1 rRNA gene is annotated in these 2609 nt (G+C 53.5%); it reads right to left on the bottom strand.

Features of this window, described 5'->3' with window-relative positions:
• Window positions 1–20: 20 nt before the first annotated feature.
• A 23S ribosomal RNA gene (locus IB272_RS34370) occupies window positions 21–2609 on the bottom strand; the annotation flags it as partial.

Raw genomic sequence — 2609 nt, 5'->3', positions numbered from 1 at the left:
GATGAGCATGAGCAATGGGAACGATCAAGCCAATCGAACGATTAGTACTGGTAAGCTTCATGCGTTGCCGCACTTCCACACCCAGCCTATCAACGTGGTCGTCTTCCACGGTTCTCAAGGGAATACTCGTTTTCAGGTTGGTTTCCCGCTTAGATGCCTTCAGCGGTTATCCATTCCATATATAGCTACCCTGCTATGCCCTTGGCAGGACAACAGGTCCACCAGAGATATGTCCATCCCGGTCCTCTCGTACTAGGGACAGATCCTGTCAATATTCCTACACCCACGGCAGATAGGGACCGAACTGTCTCACGACGTTCTGAACCCAGCTCACGTACCGCTTTAATTGGCGAACAGCCAAACCCTTGGGACCTGCTCCAGCCCCAGGATGCGATGAGCCGACATCGAGGTGCCAAACAACCCCGTCGATATGGACTCTTGGGGGTCATCAGCCTGTTATCCCCGGCGTACCTTTTATCCGTTGAGCGATGGCCCTTCCACGCGGGACCACCGGATCACTATGACCGACTTTCGTCTCTGCTCGACTTGTCAGTCTCGCAGTCAGGCGGGCTTATGCCATTGCACTCGACGACCGATTTCCGACCGGTCTGAGCCCACCATCGCGCGCCTCCGTTACTCTTTCGGAGGCGACCGCCCCAGTCAAACTACCCACCATACACTGTCCCGGATCCGGATAACGGACCGCGGTTAGACATCCATGACGATAAGGGTGGTATTTCAAGGATGGCTCCACAAGAACTGGCGTCCCTGCTTCAAAGCCTACCACCTATCCTACACATGCCGACACGAATGCCAGTGTAAAGCTATAGTAAAGGTGCACGGGGTCTTTCCGTCTGACCGCAGGAACCCCGCATCTTCACGGGGAATTCAATTTCACTGAGTCTATGCTGGAGACAGCGGGGAAGTCGTTACGCCATTCGTGCAGGTCGGAACTTACCCGACAAGGAATTTCGCTACCTTAGGACCGTTATAGTTACGGCCGCCGTTTACTGGGGCTTCGATTCAGAGCTTGCACCCCTCCTCTTAACCTTCCAGCACCGGGCAGGCGTCAGACCCTATACGTCGTCTTGCGACTTCGCAGAGCCCTGTGTTTTTGATAAACAGTCGCTACCCCCTGGTCTGTGCCACCCCAACAGACTTGCGTCCCTTGGGGTCACGCTTCTTCCGAAGTTACGCGTGCAATTTGCCGAGTTCCTTCAGCATAGTTCTCTCAAGCGCCTTGGTATACTCTACCTGACCACCTGTGTCGGTTTCGGGTACGGTCTATACGGTGGAGCTATTTCCTGGAACCGCGTCCCCGCCCACACAATCCAATAAGTGTGAACAAGTTAAGCGATCCGTCACTACCACCAGGCCCACGAATATTAACGTGGTTCCCATCGACTACGCGTGTCCGCCTCGTCTTAGGGGCCGGCTAACCCTGCTCAGATTAACTTTAAGCAGGAACCCTTGGTCTTTCGGCGAGAGGGTCTCTCACCCTCTTTATCGTTACTCATGTCAACATTCGCACTTCCGATACCTCCAGGACCCCTCACGGGTATCCCTTCACAGGCTTACGGAACGCTCCGCTACCACACGTCTTGCGACGTATCCTCAGCTTCGGTGCATGGCTTTAGCCCCGTTACATTTTCGGCGCAAAGACCCTTATTTAGACCAGTGAGCTGTTACGCTTTCTTTAAATGATGGCTGCTTCTAAGCCAACATCCTGGTTGTTTTGGGATCCTCACATCCTTTCCCACTTAGCCATGACTTGGGGACCTTAGCTGGAGGTCAGGGTTGTTGCCCTTTTCACGACGGACGTTAGCACCCGCCGTGTGTCTGCCGACTAGTACTCCTCGGTATTCGGAGTTTGGTTAGGATCAGTAAGACGGTGAGTCCCCATAGCCCATCCAGTGCTCTACCCCCGAGGGTATTCGGTCGACGCACTACCTAAATAGTTTTCGCGGAGAACCAGCTATTTCCGAGTTTGATTGGCCTTTCACCCCTAACCACAAGTCATCCCAATCTATTGCAACAGATGCGGGTTCGGTCCTCCAGTTGGTGTTACCCAACCTTCAACCTGCTCATGGCTAGATCACTCGGTTTCGGGTCTAATGCGACGAACTGAACGCCCTGTTCAGACTCGCTTTCGCTGCGCCTTCACCTATCGGCTTAAGCTTGCTCGTCACACTAAGTCGTTGACCCATTATACAAAAGGTACGCTGTCACCCTTGCGGGCTCCAACTGTTTGTAGGCATCCGGTTTCAGGTTCTATTTCACTCCCCTTGTCGGGGTGCTTTTCACCTTTCCCTCACGGTACTTGTTCGCTATCGGTCATGCACGAGTACTTAGGCTTGGAGAGTGGTCTCCCCATGTTCAGACAGGATTTCACGTGTCCCGCCTTACTCAAGGACAATGAGTGTTCTACGTGTAAGGGGCTATCACCCTCTACGGCCGACCTTTCCATGTCGTTCCACTTTATTCCTCATTGCCACTGGCCTGGTCCGCGTTCGCTCGCCACTACTTGCGGAGTCTCGGTTGATGTCCTTTCCTGCAGGTACTTAGATGTTTCAGTTCCCTGCGTTCGCTTCTTACCCCTATGTATTCAG

The organism is Ensifer sp. ENS08 (assembly GCF_014852195.1).
Lineage (GTDB): Bacteria > Pseudomonadota > Alphaproteobacteria > Rhizobiales > Rhizobiaceae > Ensifer > Ensifer adhaerens.
This window is presented reverse-complemented; position numbering and strand designations above follow the sequence as displayed.